The organism is Streptomyces sp. NPDC005566 (assembly GCF_040605575.1).
Lineage (GTDB): Bacteria > Actinomycetota > Actinomycetes > Streptomycetales > Streptomycetaceae > Streptomyces.
Map to the genome: position 1 here is coordinate 16,581 of NZ_JBEXDB010000006.1, position 19,385 is coordinate 35,965.

At 72.5% G+C, this 19,385-nt stretch carries 16 protein-coding genes; 10 read left to right on the top strand and 6 right to left on the bottom strand.

The genetic code is table 11. The features are described from left to right. Positions 1–176: 176 nt before the first annotated feature. The 4 genes from ABZS61_RS10975 (at position 177) to ABZS61_RS10990 (ending at position 4,233) form a co-directional block, all read left to right on the top strand. Positions 177–950, top strand: a complete 774-nt coding sequence (locus ABZS61_RS10975; RefSeq protein WP_356417866.1) for an IclR family transcriptional regulator — start codon at positions 177–179, stop codon at positions 948–950. Continuing rightward, positions 947–1,795, top strand: coding sequence for an SMP-30/gluconolactonase/LRE family protein (locus ABZS61_RS10980; protein WP_356417867.1), 849 nt, complete (start codon positions 947–949; stop codon positions 1,793–1,795). Before ABZS61_RS10975 ends, ABZS61_RS10980 begins: the two co-directional genes overlap by 4 nt. 163 nt (positions 1,796–1,958) lie before the next feature. Continuing rightward, positions 1,959–3,197 carry an aminotransferase class I/II-fold pyridoxal phosphate-dependent enzyme gene (locus tag ABZS61_RS10985; RefSeq protein WP_356417868.1) on the top strand — a complete coding sequence of 413 codons (1,239 nt, stop codon included), beginning with the start codon at positions 1,959–1,961 and terminating at the stop codon, positions 3,195–3,197. A gap of 13 nt (positions 3,198–3,210) precedes the next feature. Continuing rightward, positions 3,211–4,233, top strand: coding sequence for an MBL fold metallo-hydrolase (locus tag ABZS61_RS10990; protein ID WP_356417869.1), 1,023 nt, complete (start codon positions 3,211–3,213; stop codon positions 4,231–4,233). Between the two features lie 10 nt (positions 4,234–4,243). Here ABZS61_RS10990 and ABZS61_RS10995 read toward each other — a convergent pair whose 3' ends face one another. Beyond that, the gene (locus ABZS61_RS10995; RefSeq protein WP_356417870.1) at positions 4,244–4,864 is read right to left on the bottom strand and encodes a VTT domain-containing protein; all 621 of its coding nucleotides are present in this window, start codon (positions 4,862–4,864) and stop codon (positions 4,244–4,246) included. Further along, positions 4,861–5,637, bottom strand: coding sequence for an MBL fold metallo-hydrolase (locus tag ABZS61_RS11000; RefSeq protein WP_356417871.1), 777 nt, complete (start codon positions 5,635–5,637; stop codon positions 4,861–4,863). The genes ABZS61_RS10995 and ABZS61_RS11000 overlap by 4 nt, the downstream gene beginning before the upstream one ends. 194 nt (positions 5,638–5,831) lie before the next feature. Here ABZS61_RS11000 and ABZS61_RS11005 point away from each other — a divergent pair, with 194 nt between their 5' ends. Both ABZS61_RS11005 and ABZS61_RS11010 read left to right on the top strand, forming a co-directional pair. Beyond that, positions 5,832–6,248, top strand: a complete 417-nt coding sequence (locus tag ABZS61_RS11005; protein ID WP_356417872.1) for a hypothetical protein — start codon at positions 5,832–5,834, stop codon at positions 6,246–6,248. 122 nt (positions 6,249–6,370) lie between these two features. Continuing rightward, the gene (locus ABZS61_RS11010) at positions 6,371–8,494 is read left to right on the top strand and encodes a phage holin family protein (protein WP_356417873.1); all 2,124 of its coding nucleotides are present in this window, start codon (positions 6,371–6,373) and stop codon (positions 8,492–8,494) included. Positions 8,495–8,525: 31 nt separating this feature from the next. Here ABZS61_RS11010 and ABZS61_RS11015 read toward each other — a convergent pair whose 3' ends face one another. The 3 genes from ABZS61_RS11015 to ABZS61_RS11025 all read right to left on the bottom strand — a co-directional run bounded on the left by ABZS61_RS11015 (position 8,526) and on the right by ABZS61_RS11025 (position 11,265). Further along, positions 8,526–9,578 (bottom strand): LacI family DNA-binding transcriptional regulator, encoded by a 1,053-nt coding sequence (locus ABZS61_RS11015; RefSeq protein WP_356417874.1) that lies wholly within the window; start codon positions 9,576–9,578, stop codon positions 8,526–8,528. Positions 9,579–9,629: 51 nt separating this feature from the next. Continuing rightward, on the bottom strand, positions 9,630–10,229 hold the full coding sequence (locus ABZS61_RS11020) for a DUF305 domain-containing protein (RefSeq protein ID WP_356417875.1): 600 nt from the start codon (positions 10,227–10,229) through the stop codon (positions 9,630–9,632). Positions 10,230–10,332: 103 nt separating this feature from the next. Continuing rightward, complete coding sequence (locus ABZS61_RS11025) at positions 10,333–11,265, bottom strand: DUF1996 domain-containing protein (RefSeq protein ID WP_356417876.1); 933 nt, start codon at positions 11,263–11,265, stop codon at positions 10,333–10,335. A 228-nt stretch (positions 11,266–11,493) separates the two neighbouring features. Between ABZS61_RS11025 and ligA the strand changes: the two genes are divergently transcribed. The 4 genes from ligA (at position 11,494) to ABZS61_RS11045 (ending at position 18,542) form a co-directional block, all read left to right on the top strand. Then, entirely contained in the window at positions 11,494–13,602 is a 2,109-nt protein-coding gene (gene ligA, locus ABZS61_RS11030; RefSeq protein WP_356417877.1) for an NAD-dependent DNA ligase LigA, read from the top strand. Between the two features lie 148 nt (positions 13,603–13,750). After that, on the top strand, positions 13,751–14,590 hold the full coding sequence (locus tag ABZS61_RS11035) for a rod shape-determining protein (RefSeq protein WP_356417878.1): 840 nt from the start codon (positions 13,751–13,753) through the stop codon (positions 14,588–14,590). 696 nt (positions 14,591–15,286) lie between these two features. Further along, a complete protein-coding gene (gene secD, locus ABZS61_RS11040; RefSeq protein WP_356417879.1) occupies positions 15,287–17,593 on the top strand; it encodes a protein translocase subunit SecD in 2,307 nt (768 codons plus the stop codon). A 205-nt stretch (positions 17,594–17,798) separates the two neighbouring features. Continuing rightward, positions 17,799–18,542, top strand: a complete 744-nt coding sequence (locus tag ABZS61_RS11045) for a YoaK family protein (protein WP_356417880.1) — start codon at positions 17,799–17,801, stop codon at positions 18,540–18,542. Here the strand turns inward: ABZS61_RS11045 and ABZS61_RS11050 are convergent. After that, on the bottom strand, positions 18,532–19,344 hold the full coding sequence (locus ABZS61_RS11050) for a helix-turn-helix transcriptional regulator (RefSeq protein ID WP_356417881.1): 813 nt from the start codon (positions 19,342–19,344) through the stop codon (positions 18,532–18,534). The genes ABZS61_RS11045 and ABZS61_RS11050 overlap by 11 nt on opposite strands. Positions 19,345–19,385: the final 41 nt, after the last annotated feature.

Genomic DNA, 19,385 nt, shown 5'->3' on the forward strand with positions numbered 1-19,385 from the left:
GGCGCGCACACGAGCCGTGTCGGAACCCGGCTGAATCGAGAACAATCGGATGAATTGCCCCGGTGTCCGGCGTCTTCGGCGCGTCACGGACATTGCCCGGACAAGTTCCCTGCCGTTAGCCTGCGTTCGTAATTCCGGCCAATGCCCGGAGTGTCGAACGAGATGGGTGGGCGATCATGGGGCGACTCGTCCCTGCGGTGACCAGGGCGCTGGACGTACTCGAGCTCTTCCTCCAGGGCGAGGGAACCCTCTCGGCCCCCGAGGTCACCCGCAAGCTGCAACTGCCGAGGACCACCGTCCACGAACTGCTGACCACGCTGGCCGCGCGCTCCTACCTCGTCACGGTCCCCGAGCAGCCCGGCCGCTACCGGCTCGGCGTACGGACGTACCAGCTCGGCAGCCGGTACGCGGAACAGCTCGACCTGGCGGCCGAGGGGCAGCAGGTGGCCCGGGAGGTCGCCGAGACCTGCGGCGAGACGGTCCATGTGGCGATCCTCGAGGACACCGAGGTCATCTACATCGCCAAGGTGGACTCCACGCACGCCGTCCGCATGGTCTCGGCCGCCGGGCGCAAGCTTCCCGCACACTGCACCTCCGTGGGCAAGCTGCTCCTCGCCGCCCTGCCCGAGGGGGAGCTCGACGCCCGCCTCGACGGACGCGAACTCGTCGCGATGACGGACAACAGCCTCACCGACGCGACGGAGCTGCGCGCCGCGCTCGCCGTCGTGCGCAAGCGGGGGATCGCGGTCGAGCACAGGGAGTCGAACCCGGACGTGAGCTGTGTGGCGGCGCCGGTCCGGGACCGTTCGGGACGCGTCGTCGCCGCGCTCTCCATCTCCGTGCCGATGATCCGCTGGAGCGAGGAGCGCGAGGAGGAGCTCGCGAAGCTCGCCGCGGGCGGCGCGGACGCGCTGTCCGGACGGCTCGGACACCACCGGGCGCAGGGGTGAGTCCCACCACGGAGGTGGCCGTACGGGAACAGGCCGAGCTCGGCGAGGGCCCCACCTGGGACCCGGCGGCCGGTCGGCTGATCTGGGTCGACATCCTCTCCTCCCGGATCCACACGTACGACCCGTCGAGCGGTCGCCGTACGGTCATGGCCACCGAGCAGCACGTCGGAGCGGCGAAGCCGCGGGCCGGCGGTGGGCTCGTGGTCAACCTCCGCGACGGTGTCGGTCTGTACGACCCCGACGGGGCCTTCTCGTGGCTGGTCCGCGACCCGGTTCCGGGGCGCCGGGGCAATGACGCGGCCGTGGCACCGGACGGCGCGCTGTGGGCGGGCACCATGCGCTACGACGAGCGGGAGGCGGGCGGCAGCCTGTCCCGGATCGGGCCGGACGGCAGGGTGACGGGCGTGCCGGACGCGGTGACGGTCAGCAACGGCACCGGCTGGAGCCCCGACGGGCGGCTCATGTACTACATCGACACCCCGACCCGGCGGATCGACGTGTTCGACGTGGAGGGCGAGTGCATCCGCAACCGCCGTCCGTTCGCCGTCGTCGAGCCGGGCGCCGGCTGGCCCGACGGACTGACGGTGGACGCCGAGGGCTGCGTGTGGACGGCCCTCTGGGACGGTGCGGCGGTGCGGCGCTACACGCCGGACGGCCGGCTGGACCTGGTCGTGGAGCTGCCGGTCCCGAGGCCGACAGCATGTGCGTTCGGGGGGCCGGACCTCGCCGACCTGTACATCTCCTCCGCCCGGACCGGTCTCGTGGCGCCGCATCCGCTGGCGGGGTCCCTGCTGGTGCTGGCAGACGCGGGCCGAGGGGTGGCGGGGGCTCCGTTCGCGGGGTGACCGGCCCCTTTCCGTCCTCGCCCGGCGGCGGGCCCGGCGGTGCCCCGGTCCGCCGGGCGCCTCCCGGCGGACCGGGCGCCACATCTGGGTCCGGTGCGGGGGCGGAGCGACCGAAACCTCCGTATAAAGGGCCCAGGGTGATGCAGGCGGAGGAGGCCCCGGGATGCACTGGAGCGAGCGGGAGCAGCCCCACGCCGTCCGCCAGGACCACGGCCCCGTGCGGTACGGGCCGCCCGCCCCCGAACCCGGGCTTCCCGCACTCCCGGAGCTGGCCGACGTCCTGGCCGCCTCGGCCGCCAGGACCAGCCCCGAGCCCCCGGGTGGCGGAACGATCCTGCGGGAGGCTGCCTCCGCCTACTGGGAGCGCCGGGGCCTGCACGGCAGCCCCGAGGACATCGCGGCGGCCCCGGGCGCCCAGCCGCTGCTCCTCGCGCTCATCGCCGCGCACGGCGGCGATGTGCTCATGCCACGTCCCTGCCCCGCCACCTGGATGCCGCAGGCCAGGCTGCTCGGCCGGCCCGCCTATCACGTGCCCACCCCGGCCGAGTGCGGTGGCATACCTGACCCGTTCGCCCTCCTGGAGACCGTACGCAGGGTGCGCGCCGAGGGCGGCAGGCCCCGGCTGCTGCTGATCTCCGTGGTCGACGACCCGACCGCCACCGTCGCCCCTCCGGAGCTGGTCCGGGAGGTCTGCGAGGCCGCCGTCGGCGAGGGTCTGCACATCGTCAGCGACGAGACCTGGCGCGACACCGTGTACCGGCCACTGGACACGGTCCTGCTCAGCCCCGCCGAGATGTGCCCCGACGACGTGACCGTCCTCGTGGACCTCGCCGGTGCGCTGACCCCGTCCGCGTGGCCGGTCGCCGTCGCGCGGTTCCCGGCCACCCGGCGCGCGGCCGTCCTCCGCGCACGCGCCCTCGACATCCTCACCGCCCTCGGTGCCCTCGTGGCGGAACCCGTCGCACGGGCGGCCGCCCACGCGCTGCGGGAGCCGGAGGCGGTCACGGACAGGATCCGCCAGGCCGCCGGCCTCCAGGCGCAGGTCGCCCCCGCCGCGCACCGAGCCGTGCTCACCGCAGGCGCGCTGGCCAGGCCTCCGCAGGCGGGCCGGCACCTCTACGCCGACCTCGGGCCGCTCCGCACCCGGCTGTCCGCCAGGGGCGTCACGGACTCCATGGAGCTGGAGGAGTACCTGACGCGGCGGCTCGGCACCCCGACTCCGGGCGGGCACCGGTTCGGGGACGAACTGGGCGCCCTGAGGGTCCGGCTGGGCACGGGGCCGCTGCTCGGCTCAACCCCGCAGGAGCAGATGGAGTCCCTCACTGCGGTGGAGCCCCTGAAATTGCCCCATGTCGCCCAAGCGTTGAGCATTTTCGCAGCAGCCCTCGATGAACTCCGATGACAGGAGCCTCTCGATGACGGAACAGACCGAGCGCCCGTTCGCGGGTCCCGGCCCCGCGGCCACCGGCCGCGTCGTCGCGGCGCGCCCCCTCGGAGAGGTCCGGTCCTGGCCCGGCAGCTTCGCGGACCGCCTCACCGCCCCGCTGCCGGGTGTCAGGGGCATGACTCGGCTGGCCCGCGAGCGCGCCCTGCGGCCCAACACCGAAGGGCTGCGGGGGATCCACCGGCTGCCCTACGCGCCCGGCCCGCTGCCCGCCGCGGGGACGGACACGATGGCCGTCACCTGGGCAGGACACGCCAGCTGGATCGTCAGGGTCGGCGGGCTCACCGTCCTCACCGACCCCGTCTGGTCGCGCCGGATCCTCGGCACCCCGGCGAGGATCACCCCGGTCGGCGTCCGCTGGGAGGAGCTTCCGCCGGTCGACGCCGTCGTCATCAGCCACAACCACTACGACCACCTGGACGCCCCGACGCTGCGCAGGCTGCCGCGGGCCACTCCGCTGTTCGTCCCCGCCGGGCTCGGCTCCTGGTTCCGGCGCCGCCGGTTCACCTGCGTCACCGAGCTCGACTGGTGGGAATCGGCGGAACTGGGCGGCGTACGGTTCGACTTCGTACCCTCCCACCACTGGTCCAAGCGCACCCTCGTGGACACCTGCCGCTCCCTGTGGGGCGGCTGGGTCCTCGGCGACCGGCAGGGGCGGCGCATCTACTTCGCGGGGGACAGCGGCTACGGGCACTGGTTCAAGGAGATCGGCCGCCGCTACCCCGGACTCGACCTGGCGATGCTCCCCATCGGCGCGTACGAACCGCGCTGGTGGCTCTCGGACGTGCACACGGACCCCGAGGAGGCCGTGCAGGCGTACGAGGACCTCGGCGCCCGCGCGATGGCACCGATGCACTGGGCGACGTTCCTGCTCTCCGCCGAACCCGTGCTCGAACCGCTGATCCGGCTCCGTACCGCCTGGCACCAGGCCGGATACCCCCGTGAGGACCTCTGGGACCTGCCGGTCGGCGGCTCACGTGTCCTCGGCGGCTGAGCGCTCCCGGTCAGTGGCCCAGCCGGGCCCGCAGCCTGCGCCACCCCGCCGGTGCCCCGCTGACCAGCAGCGTCAGGGCGACCGCGGCGACCACGCCCTGCCACGGCTCGGCGAAGAGGGAACCGCCCAGGATCCCGATCAGCTGATACGTCGCGGCCCAGGCCAGACACGCCGGCACATCACCGCGGGCGAACTGCCGCAGCGGCATCCCGCCGAGCAGACAGGCGAGCATCACCGGTATCCGTCCGGCCGGCACCAGCCGGGACAGCACCAGCACCGTCCCGCCGTGCTCGTCCAGCTTCTGCTGCGCCTGCGCGAGCCGCTCCGGAGCGGCCCGGCTGGTGATCGCCTCCAGCCACCTCGAGCCGTTCTTGGACCGCACCCCGCGCTGCCCCAGCCAGTACAGGCATATGTCCCCGAGGAACGCCGCGGCCGACGCCACCACGAAGACCACCAGCAGGGCGAACGGTGACGTCTGGTGGAACGCCACCACGGCGGCCGAGCTCACCAGCGCCCCCGTCGGCACCACCGGCACCAGCGACCCCAACGCCACCAGCGCGAACAACGACGGATAGCCGAAGGCCTGCTGCGTCGACTCCGTCGGCAGCTGCCGCACGACTTCCTGGATCATCTACGGGCCTCCGGCCGCACGTGCTCGCCGTGCCCCAGCCGGTGCACCGCCACCCCCGGCGCCACGAGCGCGGCCTGCCGGACGAACTCGTCGCCCGGTGCGTGGAACTCGTGCGGCCGGACCCCGTCCATCCCGATCGGCCAGTACGTCCCGTAGTGCACCGGCACCGCGGAGCGCGGCGCCAGCATGGCCAGCGCCTGCGCGGCGCGCGCGGCGTCCAGATGGTGAGGGCCGAGATACGGGCCCCAGCCGCCGACGGGCAGCAGCGCCACGTCCACCGGCCCCACGGCATCGGCCATGTCGTCGAACAGCCCGGTGTCCCCGGCGAAGTAGGTGCGGGCCTCGCCCTCGACCACGAAGCCCAGGGCAGGCACACGGTGCGGGCCGACCGGCAGCCGCCGGCCGTCGTGCAGGGCGGGCACGGCCCTGACCAGCACCGCGCCGACACGGACCTCGTCACCCGCGGCGACCTCGGTGATCCGCAGCCCGCGCATCCGGCGCAGCACCCGCAGCCCCGGTACCGCCCCGGTCGCCCCCTTGGGCACGATCAGCAGGCTGCCCGGGGAGAGACGGGCCAGGGAGGGGAGATGCAGATGGTCGGAGTGCAGATGGGAGATCAGGACCGCGTCGGCGGCAGCGGCCTCGGGCGGCGGCACCTCGCCCCGGCGCCGGCGCAGATGCGCGAAGCGCCGTACGAACAGAGGATCGGTCAGCACCCGGACCCCGGAGTCCTCGATCGTGCAGGTGGCATGACCCCACCAGGTGACCTCCACCGTCCAGCCTCCTCGCTCCATCGGCCCGCGCACCCCTACCGGCCATGCGCTGTCCCGTACGAGCGTAGGCGCTCCGCGCCGTCCTCACGCCGGTGCGCGCCTTTCCGCTCCTGCCCGCCCGGGTGCACACGGCTACGCAGGGCTACGGCCGGGGTAGGGTCGGGCTCAGCATCCGAGCGCGGGGGGATCCGTTCATGGGGGACGTCGTCGACGGCGTACGGGTGGCGGCCATCGCCAGTCTCACACCGCTGGAAGAGCTCGACGGCGATCCGTTCATCGTCGACACCCGCAGCCAGCACGCCATGTGCGCACGCTGGGCCGCCGACCAGGGGTACGTCGTCACCCGGCAGCTGCGCGTCTACGGGCTGCGCCCCGATCACCACGCCCTGTGGGCCGACGTCGAGGGCGGGCAGGTCGAGCTGTTCGTCGCCCCCAACGACCGGGTGCTCGCACGGGCCGTCGTCTCGGTGCCGGACTTCGCCGCCGAGTGCGCGCGGCGCGGCGTACGGCTGGAACTCGCCGGCCTCGCCGAGCCCGAGTACACCGCACGCACGAAGGCGAGCGTCCACCGCAGACTCTCCATGCCGACCGCGGGATACGACGGCTGCTGACCACCGGCCCGGGCACGGACCGGCTGTGAAAGGCTGGATCCGGACCCATGACGGCACCGGGTCCGGACATGAGGTGGAGCGGCGTGGGTGACGGGCGATGGCGTACGACGGGGAGAGCCCTCATGCGCGTGGTCGCGGTGTGGGCGGTGTCCACCCTCACCCTGCTGGTGCTCGCCGGGATCCTGCCCGACTTCCAGCTCCAGTCCGACGACGGTGACAGCGTCACGAGGACCGCGTTCACCGCGGCCTGGGGGGCAGGCGCCTTCGGTCTGCTCTCCGCACTGGTGTGGCCGGTCCTCGTCCGGGCGCTGCTCATCGTGCCCGCCCTGGTGCTGGGCGCGCTGGTCTTCTTCCTCAACGGCTCGCTGCTGCTGATCGCTCTCAGTCTCATCCCGGACGGGCGCGGAACGGCCAACCCGGAGACCGCCGTGGTCGTCGCGGCCGTCATGTCCGCCGTCGCCTCGGCCACTTCCACCGCACTCGCGGTCCGCGACGACGACGCCTACCGGCGAAGGCTCTCCCGCCTGGCCGACCGGCGCCGTCGGCGCCGCGGCACGGCGGGCACCGCGGACGGCGGCCGCGGCGGCCCGCCGGGCATCGTGTTCGTACAGCTCGACGGTGTCGGTCACGATGTGCTCGAGCAGGCCGCCGCCGCCGGCCTGATGCCGACCGTGGCCCGCCTCCTCGCCGACGAGGCGGGCCACCGGCTCACCCCGTGGAGCACGGACTGGTCCAGCCAGACCGGCGCCAGCCAGCTCGGCATCCTGCACGGCAGCAACTTCGACGTGCCCGCGTTCCGCTGGTACGAGAAGGAGACCGGCACCGTGATGGTCTCCAGCAGGCCGGCGAGCGCACTCGAGCTGCAGCGCAGGGCCATCACCCGTACCCGTGACGGCGGCCTGCTCACCGTCGACGGGGCGAGCCGGGGAAACCTCTTCAGCGGCGGTGCCGACCAGCTCGCCCTCGTCCTGTCGATGGCAGCCAGGCGCGGCAAGGGGCGCCGGTCGCGCGCCGGATACTTCGCCTACTTCTCCGACCCGGCCAACGCCGTCCGGACGGCGCTGTCGTTCGTCGCCGAAGTGGGCCGGGAGATCGGCCAGTCCACCCGGGCCCGGATCAGGAAGGAGTCCCCCCGGGTCAAGCGCGGCGGGCTGTACCCCTTCATCCGGGCGTTCGCGACGGTGGTCGAACGCGATGTTGTGGTCGCCGCGGTCATCGGCGACATGTTCGCGGGACGCACCGCCGTCTACGCCGACCTCGTCGCGTACGACGAGGTCGCCCACCACTCGGGGCCGCACAGCAGGGACGCGGAGAAGGTCCTGACACGGCTCGACCGCTCCCTGGGGCTCATCGCGAAGGTCGCGGAACACACCCCGCGCACCTACCGGATCGTGCTCCTCTCCGACCACGGCCAGAGCCCCGGGGAGACTTTCGCCGGGAGGTACGGACTCACGCTCAAGGACCTGGTTCGGGCGGGCTGCGGGCTGCCCGTCCCCCGCAGGGCGCAGCGCACGCGCAGCGCGTCCGAAGCGCGTGACGCCGTGCGCATCGCGCTGCACCGGCCCGTCGGGGAGAAGGAGGCGGAGCATCCCGCGACGCCGTCCGACCCGATCGTCCTCGCCTCCGGCAACCTCGGGCTGCTGTCCTTCCCGGACATCGAGGGGCGCGCCTCGCGCGAACAGCTCGAACGCCGCCACCCCGCGCTGCTCGCCACGCTCGCCGGCCATCCGGGCATCGGCTTCCTGCTCGTGCGGAGCGAGGAGCACGGCTCGGTGGTGCTGGGACCCGGCGGGGCCGAGGTTCCCGTCCCCGAGCTGACGGACGGCGAGGGGCCGATCGCCGTCTTCGGGACGGGCGCGGCCGAGGCGGTGCGGCGCACCGACACCTTTCCGCACGTCGCCGACGTCATGGTCAATTCGATGTACGACCCCGGGACCGGGCGCGTACACGCCTTCGAGGAGCAGATCGGTTCGCACGGCGGACTCGGGGGTGAGCAGTCCCGGCCGTTCCTGCTCTGGCCGCGCACGCTGGCGGACCCGAGGGACGTCGTGGCGGCGGAGGGAGGGGCGGCGTCGTGCGGTCCGGTGGGCGCGGAGAGCGTGCACCGGATACTGGCGCGCTGGCTGCGGGAGCTCTCCGGGCCCCAGGTGCCGTTGCTGACCGAGGGCTTCACCGGGGCGCAACGGGCCGACGAGCCCTTCCCGGACGTGGACACGGACGCCGAGGTGCCGGGCGCGCGGGGCTGACCGCCACCGGCGCCGCGAGGAGGTCGCCGCGTCAGGTGGACTTGCGCTCCACGAGCGTCGGATGGAAGACGACCGAGGGAGTCGGGCCGCCCGGCCCGCCGATCTGCTTCAGGAGGAGCCGGGCCATCTCCGCGGCCATCTCCTCCACCGGCTGCCGCACCGTGGTCAGCGGCGGATCGCAGGCCAGCGCCGCGCTGCTGTCGTCGAAACCCACCACCGACACGTCCGACGGCACGTCCTTGCCCGCACGCAGCAGCACGGGCAGGGCGCCGAGCGCCATCAGGTCCGAAGCGATGAACACCGCGTCCAGGTCCGGCCGGTCACGCAGCAGCTGCCGCATCGCCGACGCGCCTCCCGCATGGGTGAAATCACCTTCGGCACGCGCCACGTCGTGGATGCCGTGCAGGGCGAGTGCGTCCAGGAACCCGGTCAGCCGCGCCTGCCCCGCGGGCATGTCCTGCGGCCCCGCGACCGTGCCGATGCGCAGCCGCCCCAAGGACGCCAGGTGGTCGGCGGCCAGCTGTGCCCCGGCACGCTGGTCGGCCTCGACATACGTGAGCGGGGACGGCCGCCTGGGCCGGCCCGCGAGCACGGCGGGCAACTGCGTGTCATGGAGCAGACCGGGCAGCGGGTCCTCCGCGTGCGAGGAGATCAGCACCACGCCGTCGACATGGCCCTGGCGCAGGTACGACAGGAGCTGGTTGCGCGAGGCCTCGTCGTCGGCCAGCATCAGCACCATCTGGATGCCCGCGGGCCGGAGCACCTCCAGCAGACCGCTCACCACACGGCCGAAGTACGGGTCGGAGAACATCCGGCCTATGAACGGTTCGGACACCGGGCGCCGTTCCCGCTCGGACACGACGAGGGCGATCGAGTCCGTCCTGCGGGTCACGAGCGAACGCGCCGCACGGTTGGGGACGTACCCCGTGGTGGCCACCGCCTCCTCCACGACCCGCCGCAGCGCCGGGTCCACCGTGGTCGCGCCGTTGATCACCCGGGACACCGTGGCCCGGGAGACGCCCGCCACCGCGGCCACGTCCTCCAGGGTGGCGGGGCGTGCGGGCGGGGTCACATGGGCAGTCATGCAGCCTTTATACCGGGTGGTCCGGCGGCTCCGTGCACCGGTTCGGGCACGTCAGCCGCCGTTTCCCGCCAGTGCGTCCAGGTCCGCCAACTGGCGTTCGCGCGCCGTGACGAGGGCTCCCGCCCGCTCCCTGGCGTCCGCCCTGGTGCCCGCCGTCGTCTCGGAGCGCGACACCTGCGCGGACTGGCGGAGATGGTCGCGGATCTGCGCCACGAGCAACCGGTCGAACGTGCCGCCCTCTGCCGCTGCCGCAGTGACGAGATCGTCGGCCGTCACCATGCCCGGCATGTTGTGGCCCGCGTGCACATCGGTGGCGGGCAGTCCCATCCGGTCCCGCAGCCCGCGCAGCGATGCCAGTTCGGCGTCCTGCGCGGTACGCAGCCGGGTCGCCCAGGACCGGACCCGTGGGTCGGCCGCCTTCTTCGCGGCCATGGCCAGCAGCGCGACGGCCTGTTCGTCCATCGGGATCATCAGCTGGACCCAGGCGGAGTCCGTCGGGTCGCCGGACAGCGACGGTGCCGTGCCGGAAGAGGGCGATGCCGCCGGACGGGACGGGGGTTCCGGGCCGGCGGAAGCGGAACACGAGGTGAGCGAGGTGGCGAGGAGCAGGGGAAGCAGGAGCGACGCTGCTGCAGGACGAGGCGCCTTCACAGGGGTGTCCTTGGGGGTGGAACCGGCCGGTCCCCGTCCGGAGGCAGTGCGGCCCCGGACGGGAACCCACCGGTGGAGTGGGTGAATCGCGACGGCCGGACCGTCAGGGAGTGCCGTCAGCCCCGCACTTCACGATTGCGTTGATGCAGTCGCGTACGCGCTGGGCCATTTCCGCCTCGGGCCACACGTTGAAGAAGTCGCCGTGCATCGTGTAGCCGCGTCCCGACGCCAGTCTGAGGCGAGCGGGGTCGCCGTTGACCGGATAGCGCAGCACCTGGCGCAGCTTGGGCACCGGGACGGGGTGAGTGGCCGGGCAGGCGCCGCCCACCGGGTAGGCCATGTGGCTCTTGTGGTCGGCCGAGTCCAGGTCCCTGCCGTTCCAGCACTGCGGGAAGTCGAGGTACGACTCCAGCATCGCGCCGGCGGGGCAGTTGACGAAGTCGTGGGACGGGTTGACCTCCCCGTGGTGCAGACACGACCAGCGCGCGATCGTGTTGTCGTCGGGACCGGTCGCCTTCGCGTTGCCTGCGACGATCCGCAGACCACGGGGGAAGGGCTTGATCGTGCGGATGATGTCGTCCCGGACTCCCTCTCCCAGGTAGTAGAAGGTGGTGCCGGTCGGTTCCACCTCCCTGGTGCCGTCGTACATGGTGGGAACCCAGTACGAGGAGATGTCGGTCGAGGGGGCGCAGCTGGTGCCGCCCTTCTCCAGGGACGCGAGATCGGAGTGGGCGTTCGTGGTGTCGTTGCCGAAGAAGCTGTGCATATGGGAGGCACCCGGCAGGTTGGGCAGCACGATCGGGTCGTCCGGAGCACGGTGGGTGTACGGGCACTCCGCGAGGAACTCCGCGACCCGGACCACATCGGCCGGGGCCTTGGCGGCACGGGCTGTCAGGTCATCGGCCGCGTTGCCCACGTTGGCCTGGACGAGGGACAGGGCGAGGGCGGCGACTGCCAGCCCTGCGATTCTGTGGCGCCACGGGGGCAGGGTTCTGCGCCCGCGGTGTTCGGTCGTGCGTCGGTTTCCGAAGAGCACGGCACTCCTGTTCTGAGGAAGTGGGGTTCCTTGACCAGTTTTCTGATCACTGTAGAGAGCGCTCTCTCGCAGAACGTAAGAGGGTGACGTAAGCATGTCAAGCGGATGCGCAGGGCTGTCAACTGCCTGGTTATTGAACCGACTTGTGAGCGCGAAAGCCTGGAGAGCGCTCTCTCGGGATAGAGGTCCGACAGGGGGTACGGGGCGTTGTCAGTGCTGGGCGGCAGGATGGTGACCATGACGACGAACTCAGCTGTTGTGCTCGCCGATGCAGCCGCCTACGGTGCCGCGGTGGAAGAGGCCACACAGGCTTCCGCCGCTTACTACGCCACGGGCGAGAGCACGCTCGACGACGACGCGTACGACCGCCTGGCGCGGGGGATCGCGGCCTACGAGCTGGAGCACCCGCAGGAGACGTCGGAGGCCTCGCCGACCGGGAAGGTCGCGGGCGGCGCCGCCGTGGGCGACGTACCGCACACGGTCCCGATGCTCTCCCTGGACAACGTGTTCTCCGCCGAGCAGTTCGTCACCTGGACCGCGTCCCTGGAGCGGCGGATCGGCAGGCCCGTCGCGGCCTGGAGCGTGGAGCCCAAGCTCGATGGCCTCGCGGTCGCCGCGCGCTACCACCAGGGCCGTCTCGACCGGCTGATCACCCGGGGCGACGGGACCGCGGGCGAGGACGTTTCGCATGCGATCGGCACGGTGCTCGGCCTTCCCGAGCAGCTCACCTCTCCCGCCACCATCGAGGTGCGCGGCGAGATCCTCATGACCAACGAGCAGTTCGAACAGGCCAATACGGTACGCACGGAGCACGGCGGCGCCCCCTTCGCCAACCCGCGCAACGGCGCGGCGGGCACCCTCCGCGCCAAGGACCGGCCCTATCGCGTCGAGATGACCTTCTTCGCGTACGGAGCGCTCGCACTTCCCGACTCCGGCGAGCTGACCGGCACCCTGGCCGAGCTCCCGCACAGCGAGGTCCTGGAGCTCGTCGCCGGCCTCGGCGTGCACACGGCGGCGGACACGGCTGTGGCGCCGCGCACCGTCGGTACGGCCGAGGAGGTCCAGGCCGGGGTCGAGGACATCGCCGCACTGCGCGCCTCCCTGCCGTTCGGGATCGACGGCATCGTGATCAAGGCGGACCTGGCGGCAGACCAGCGCGAGGCGGGTTCCGGGACGCGGGCGCCGCGCTGGGCCATCGCGTACAAGCTCCCCGCCGTCGAGAAGGTCACCCGGCTCCTGGGCGTCGAGTGGAACGTCGGCAGGACCGGCATCATCGCCCCGCGCGCCGTGCTCGAGCCCGTGGAGATCGACGGATCGACCGTCGGGTACGCCACCCTGCACAACCCGGCTGACATCACCCGCCGCGATCTGCGCCTGGGCGACCAGGTGATGGTCTACAAGGCGGGTGACATCATCCCCCGGATCGAGGCCCCCGTCGCGCATCTGCGGACGGGTGAGGAGAAGCCGATCGAGTTCCCGGAGGCGTGCCCGCAGTGCGGCTCGGAGATCGACACCAGCGAGCAGCGCTGGCGCTGCACCAGGGGGCGCAACTGCCGTCTGGTCGCCTCCATCTCGTACGCCGCCGGACGCGACCAGCTCGACATCGAGGGCCTCGGTGCCACCCGGGTCGTCCAGCTCGTCGACGCCGGTCTCGTCACCGACTTCGCCGATCTGTTCACACTCGGCCGGGAGCAGCTGCTCTCCCTGGAGCGGATGGGGGAGACCTCCACCGACAATCTGCTCGCCGCCATCGACACGGCCCGGACGCGCCCGCTGTCCCGTGTCTTCTGCGCCCTGGGAGTGCGGGGCACGGGGCGCTCCATGTCCCGCCGGATCGCCCGCCACTTCGCGACGATGGACCGGATCGTCGCCGCCGACGCGGACACCCTGCAGCAGGTCGACGGCATCGGCAAGGAGAAGGCCACGGGGGTGGTCGGGGAGCTGGTGGAGCTGGCCCCGCTGATCGGCAAGCTGGTGGCCGCAGGGGTCAACATGACGGAGCCCGGTGCGACCCCGCCGCCGGAGCCCGGTGAGGCGCAGACGGACGCCGGGACGGGAGACGGGGCGGCGGCAGGACTACCTCTCGACGGCATGACCGTCGTGGTCACCGGCGCCATGACCGGGCCCCTGGAGAAGCTCTCGCGCAACCAGATGAACGAGCTGATCGAACGGGCCGGCGGGAAGTCCTCGTCCAGTGTCTCCAAGCGCACGAGTCTGCTGGTCGCGGGGGAGAAGGCCGGATCGAAGCGCACCAAGGCCGAGGACCTGGGCGTCAGGATCACCGCGCCGGACGAGTTCGCGGAGCTGATCGCGTCGTTCCTGAGCCCGGAGGTATGAGATGCGACGTCGAGGGCGCGGCCCTTGGAATCGGTGAGGGAGTAGCGTTCCCGACCCCGTTATTGCATAGTGAGGGTTCGGTCATGCCTCGCTATCTGCGGGTCGTGGGTGGTGAACGGCTGCGATGGCAGGCCGGGGGTGAGGGGCGATGCGTTCTGTGCGCGACGGACGGCGGCACAGCCGGCCCGTCCACCGGTGGCCCGGCGGCCGTGCCGCTGCGGCGGACCACCACGGGGCGACCCGAGGGCTGGCCATCGACCTGGGAAGTTCCGGGGCCCGTGCCTGGGTGCCCGGCCGTGGCCTCGTCGTCGGCCCCGCGCCCCAGGAGGGCCCCGGCCGTCCGGTCCGGCGCGGACGCATCGTCGACGCGGAGTCCTGCGGCAGAATCCTCGGACACCTCGCCGATGCGGCGCTGGGCGCCGACCGCAGCGGCACCGTGATCGTCCTCAGCCATCCGGTCCTCGCCGGAGCCGAGCAACGGTCCCTGGCCAGAGACCTCCTCACCGCCCTCGGCCCCTCCGGAGTCCTGGTCCTCAGCAGCGCGAGAGCCGCCGCCGCATGCGCCGGTCCGCGGAGCGGCGGTCCGCTGCTCGTCGTCGACATGGGCGCCGAGATCACCGAAGTCACCCTGCTCGTCGACGGGACGGTCGCCGACGCCAGGCAGGCCGAGACCGGGCTCGTCGACCTGGAGCCCGAGGCGCCTCCCGCGGAACTCGTCCGGACCGTGCTCGACCTGGTCGGTTCGATGTGGAGACAGGACAAGCACGGAGCGGTGAGCGGCGCGCTGCGCCGAGACCCCGTGCTCGCCGGGGGCGGCGCGCTGCGCAGAGACGTCACCGAGGGAATCGCGGGGTGCCTCGGCGTCCCCGTGCGCCTGGCCGATGACCCCTCGACCACGGTCGTGCGGGGCGCGGGCCTGATCCTGGACTCCGTCCTGCGCCACAGCGGTACGGGTGCACCGGCCGTCCTGCCGGGCCGACCGAGGTGAGCCCCCACCCGGGGGCGCCCCGGGGGAACGTGCCCCCGCGGGGACGGCCGGACGCCCCCGCGCACCGGGTACGGCATGCTCTGGCCGCGCTCCTTCTCGCTGTCCTCACGCTCGTCGCAGGAGCGCCTGTCGCAGCCGGATCGGCGCTGCCGCTCGGGGCGCTCGCAGGCCGGTCCCCTGTCACCGCGAACGCGCCGGGAGTGCACCCGCCCCCTCCTCATTCCGACCGGACCGCGCGCCAGGGGTCGGCACACGACACCCGCCGCTCCCGTGCGGCCGCAGCGACGTCGCCCCTTTCGGGCAGCCTCACGTCCGGCGAGTCCGGCGCGTTCGTCACAGCAGGCAGGGCCGGCACGTTCGTCGAGGCCGCCGCCCAGGAGTCGTGGACCGAGGCCCTGCCCCGGCCCGGGCCATGGGCCGGGGCCGACCGCCCGCACCCCCCGCACCACTTCCCTCCGCCGGACCACGGAGCATTGCCGCCGTGCGCGACGGCCCTGCTCGACCCCCATGACGCACTGCGACCGGCTGCCGGGACCCACCTCTTCGTACCCGGCCGGGTCCGCACCGCGCTGCCCGGAGTGCGGGGACCTCCAGGGGTGACGGCCGGTCAGCCGGCCGTTCACCGGTCCTGTTCGACAGACCTGTCGTCGCGTCCTCTCTGAACGAGGGGCGGACGACGCCCCTCGGAGGATTCCCATGACTCGCGCCACCACGGTGCGAGCAGTTCTGGCTGCCGCCGTACTGCTCGTCTCCGTGCTCATCACGCTGACCATGTCACCCAGACTCGGACTCGACCTTCAGGGCGGCACCCGGATCGTGCTGCAGACCAAGGACTCGGACACCACGAAGGCGGACCGGGAGAGCACCGAACGCACCCTGGAGGTGCTCCGCGGTCGCATCGACTCCCTCGGTGTCGCCGAACCGTCCCTGACACGTTCCGGCGAGAACCGGATCATCGTCGAACTTCCGGACGTCCAGGACCCGCGCCAGGCAGCCGAAGTCATCGGCAGAACCGCCCAGCTGAGCTTCCACGCCGTTCAGGGCCCCGGAACCGAGCAGAAGGACGACGCCCCACGGACGGGGCTGACGCTCCCGGACGAACAGGGCGCCCTCCTCGCCCTCGGCCCGGTGCAGCTCGACGGCGCCGGAGTGAAGGACGCCACCGCGGCCTTCGACGCCCAGCAGGGCTCGGGCTGGTCCGTCTCGCTCGACTTCCACAAGGACGCGGGCAGGAAATGGACCGGGCTGACCGGGGAGGCGGCCTGCAACCCGCCCCAGGACGAACGGCGCAGGGTCGCGATCGTCCTCGACGGGAAGGTCATCTCATCGCCCCAGGTCGATCCGTCGATCGGCTGCAAGGCCGGACTGCCCTCCGGATCCACCCAGATCACGGGCTCCTTCAGCGCCGACGAGGCACGTGATCTCGCCCTCCTCATCAAGGGCGGCGCGCTTCCCGTCCCCGTGGAGATCGCCGAGCAGCGGACCGTCGGTCCGACGCTCGGGGCCGCCGCCATCGACGCCAGCGCCCAGGCGGCGCTCATCGGCGCAGCGGCCACCGCGCTCTTCATCACCTTCGTGTACCGGCTCTTCGGTGCTCTCGCCGCCGTCGCACTCGCGGCCTACGGTGTGATCTCCTACGCCGCTCTCGTCGCACTCGGCGTCACCCTGACGATGCCGGGGCTCGCCGGATTCGTCCTCGCCATCGGGATGGCGGTCGATGCGAACGTCCTTGTCTTCGAGCGGGCCCGAGAGGAGTGCGCGGCCCGTCCGAGCCGCTCGCTGCGGCCTGCCCTGACCGCGGGGTTCCGCAACGCCTTCAGCGCCGTCGCGGACTCCAACGTCACCACCCTCATCGCGGCGGGCCTGCTCTTCCTCCTCGGTTCGGGACCGGTCAAGGGCTTCGGCCTCACGCTCGCTATCGGTGTCCTCGCCTCGATGTTCTCGGCGCTCGTCATCGCCCGCGCGCTCACCGAGACGGCGGCGGGTTCCCGGTTCGTCAGCGACTACCGGAGCGTCAACGGCATCGCACGGCCGGGCCGCGTACGTACCTGGCTGAACGAGCGCGATCCCCAGCTGTTCCGGTCGCCGCGCCGCTGGCTGCTGGTCTCCACCGCGCTGGTCGCCGCAGCCGTCCTCGGCATCGTCGTCCGCGGTGTCGATCTCGGCGTCGAGTTCACCGGAGGCCGGCTCGTCGAGTACTCCACCAGCCGCCCCGTCGATGTGGAGGCCGCCCGCACCGCCATCGCCGCCGCCGGGTTCGGTGATGCCGAAGTCACCACAGCCGGGGACAGCGATCTCTCCGTACGGGCCGGAACGCTGGACAACGAAGGGGAACACACGCTGCGGACGGCGCTGGCCGCCGAGGGCGGCGAGACCACAAAGGTGCGCGACGAGCTGATCGGTCCCAGCCTCGGCGACGAACTCCGGCGCAACGCGCTGATCGCTCTGGCCGTCGCCGTGTTCGTCCAGCTCGCCTACCTCGCGGCCCGGTTCCGCTGGACCTTCGCCGTGGCCTCGGTCGGGGCGCTGGTGCACGACGTCATCATTCTGGTCGGCGCCTTCGCCTGGCTCGGCCGCCCCGTCGACGGGATCTTCCTGGCTGCCCTGCTCACCGTGATCGGCTACTCCGTCAACGACTCGGTCGTGGTCTTCGACCGCGTACGGGAGCTGTGGGCCAGGAACCGGCGCACACCGGTCGGCGACATCGCCAACCGGGCCGTCCTGCAGACCGTCCCGCGAACCGTCAACACCGGCATGGGCGCCTTGTTCATCCTGGTCGCCCTGGCCGTGCTGGGCGGAGACTCGCTCGCGGACTTCGCCCTCGCCCTCCTGATCGGCATCTGCGTCGGCACGTACTCCTCGGTCCTCACCGCCGTACCAGGGGCGCTCATGCTGGAGAGGAGCAGCAAGGCCCCGCCACCGGCCCGGAAACGTGGCCCGGGACGCAAGCAGGGCGCCGGACGGGCGCGCCGGGATCCGCGCGACAACGGCGCACGCGTGTAGCGCGTGCGGTGAAGGGGGCTGCCGCCCTCCGGACGACGGTGAAGCAGAGCCGTCCGCCCTCCGGACGACGGTGAAGCAGGGCCGTCCGCCCTCCGGACAACGCCTGCCGGACGGATGGATCCGGGCCCGCCCGGCGCGTGCGGACGGAACGGCCCCCGGGCTGCGGCACACTCCGATCACATCCAGTGATCGGAGTGTGCCGCCCATGCCCGTCGTCCTGCGTGAGGCCTGGGCCACCCTCGTACCCGACATGACCGCCCGGCACGGACCCCTGCCGCCTCTGATGCTGGCCCTGACCGTGATCACCGGCCTGGTCGACGCGTTCAGCTATCTGCTGCTGGGCAGGGTGTTCGTCGCCAACATGACCGGCAACGTGGTCTTCTGCGGCTTCGGTGCCGCCGGTGCGCCGGGATTCTCGCTGCTCGCCTCGGCCGTGGCCCTGGGCGCGTTCGCCGCGGGTGCGCTGGCCGGGGGAATCGTCGTGCACCGGGCCCGTGCTCACCGGGGCCGGCAGCTCCAGCACGCGCTCCTCGTCGAGACCGTCTTCGTGGCGGCCGCCTTGGTGGTCACCCTGACCTCGGGCGAGCCGTACACCGGAGCCGCCCGCTTCACCCTCATCGCGCTGCTCGGCCTCGGACTCGGTGTCCAGAACGCCGCCTCCCGCGCGCTCGCCGTCCCCGACCTCACCACCACCGTGCTGACCCTCACGATCACCGGGGTCGTCGCCGACAGCCGGCTCGCCAAAGGGCCGGGGCGCCGCGCCGGGCCCCGGATCCTCTCGGTCGTCGCCATGCTGGCCGGCGGCCTTGCGGGGGCCGTGGCCGTGCTGAACGGGCATCCGACGCTGCCGTTGCTGGTCACCGTGCTGTTCCTGGTCCTCGCGAGCACGGCCGCGATCCGTTTCGCCCGCAGTGACGCTCCCTGGACCCGTCCGCTCGTCACGGCGTGAGCGTGTGCAGATACGCGGCGGTCTCCCGGTCGGCGGGCAGGAACGTCTCGATGGCCAGCTCGGCCACGGTGACGTCCATCGGTGTGTTGAACGTGGCGATCGACGAGATGAACGACAGTTCCCGCTCGCCGTGTGTGATCCGCAGCGGCAGCGCGAGCGACGCCACGCCCATGACGGGCACCGTCCCTGCCGGGCACGCGGGCTGCTGTCCCGGGAGGGGATAGGCCGCGACCTCGTCGTACAGGGCGCGCAGCTCCACCGAACGGACCAGGGCGATCTGACGCTCCATCTGGGCCAGCAGATCGGCTCGCCACTCCGGCAGATTCAGGATGCGCGGGGCCAGGCCGTCCGGGTGCAGGGTGAGCCGCATGGCATTGACGGGCGGGGTGAGCAACCGCTCCGACACGCCTTCGAGCAGCAGCCGCATCCCCCGGTTCGCCGCCACCACCGTGTACGTCGCGTCGAGGACGAGCGCCGGATACGGTTCGTAGCCGGCGAGCAGCCGGTCGATGGCCTCGCGCAGCACTCCCATCGACGGGTCGTCGAGTGCGGTCTGAGCGAAGCGGGGCGCGTAACCGCCCACCACCAGCAGCGCGTTGCGCTCCCTGACGGGGATGTCGAGGTGCTCGGCCAGCCGCAGGATCATCTCCTCGCTGGGGCGTGAGCGGCCCGTCTCGATGAACGAGATGTGCCGGGCCGAGGAGTCCGCGCGCAGGGCCAGCTCCAGCTGGCTGATCCGTCGCTGTTCCCGCCAGCCGCGCAGCAGTGGCCCTACCCCCGTGTCAAGCGCGACAGTTGTCATATCCAGACCGTAACGTCACGGGCACTGCTGATCGTACCGAT